This is a genomic window from Gilliamella sp. N-G2 (assembly GCF_002142215.1).
GTDB lineage: Bacteria > Pseudomonadota > Gammaproteobacteria > Enterobacterales > Orbaceae > Gilliamella.
Genome location: NZ_NAST01000070.1, coordinates 1 through 1,008, shown reverse-complemented (window position 1 = coordinate 1,008; position 1,008 = coordinate 1). Strand labels below are relative to the sequence as shown.

The window sequence follows — 1,008 nt, the reverse complement described above, 5'->3', positions numbered from 1 at the left end:
TTGTGATTGGCGGTGAACTGGATGAAAACTGGAGTGTGACTGGCTCTGCCAAGCAAATTAATAACCACTCAGCCACGATTGAAGCACAGGGTGATTTATATATAGCGACTAATGAACTTAATAATATCAATGACCATATTGTCACTGAAATGCGTAAAAGTGATGAACCACCGGAAAGAGAAGAGTATTTTGAACATGAGGGAAGTCTAGAAAAATACTCACCAGATGATGTTTATTATCGTATTCAGGTATTTTATTTTCACCAATATGGATTAGCGAAGCCTAAATCATACGGTTGTGAGAAAGGAGGAAGAAGGTGCTACTATAAATGGAATGATATTCCTGAACAGTTCCGGGAAACCGGTATTATTGAAAGAATTAAAGTAAATGGAAAAAGTTATAGAAACTCTAACCATTATAAAATTGTTAAAACAAAATACCAAACAACGGTATTAGAGACCGATCCTGGCAACATTACCGCTGCAGGTAATGTGATTATTCATGGGCAAACTTTGAATAATCAGGATAGTAAAATCATTGCCGGTAAAACCGTCAATATCAATGTAGATCAACTTAATAATCATTCACAAGAAGCAATAGCTAAATATGTGTATTCTGGTAAACGTATTGAGCATTGGAAAAAGCATACTGATGATTACAGAAAAACAGAACATGAATACACTAAACCCGATGAAATTTTTATTGATAATGCCTTAAATAAAAATATTGTCGATCATCAAATATTTGAAAAAACAAAACTGACCGAGCAACCACGCAGTGAAGTGAATGTTGAAAACAAACATAACCAAGTTGCGGTGGATAAAACCGTCAATGATACTCTGACCCAACAAGCGAAAGTGGTTTCAGGGCAAAGTATTGCTATTAATTCAAATCAATCAGATAGAACTCATATCAAAACTGATGCAAACCATCAGCCAGGCAGCATTACGTCGATGCTGCCCAAACCGACAACCACGATTGAAGAGGATTTACCTCATCAGGAAAATA

The 1,008-nt window shown here is 35.9% G+C and carries 1 protein-coding gene; it reads left to right on the top strand.

The genetic code is table 11. The annotated features are described in order from the left end of the window. The coding region (locus B6C99_RS12970) for a hypothetical protein (protein ID WP_143413974.1) at positions 1-1,008 on the top strand (1,008 nt) is incomplete at both ends.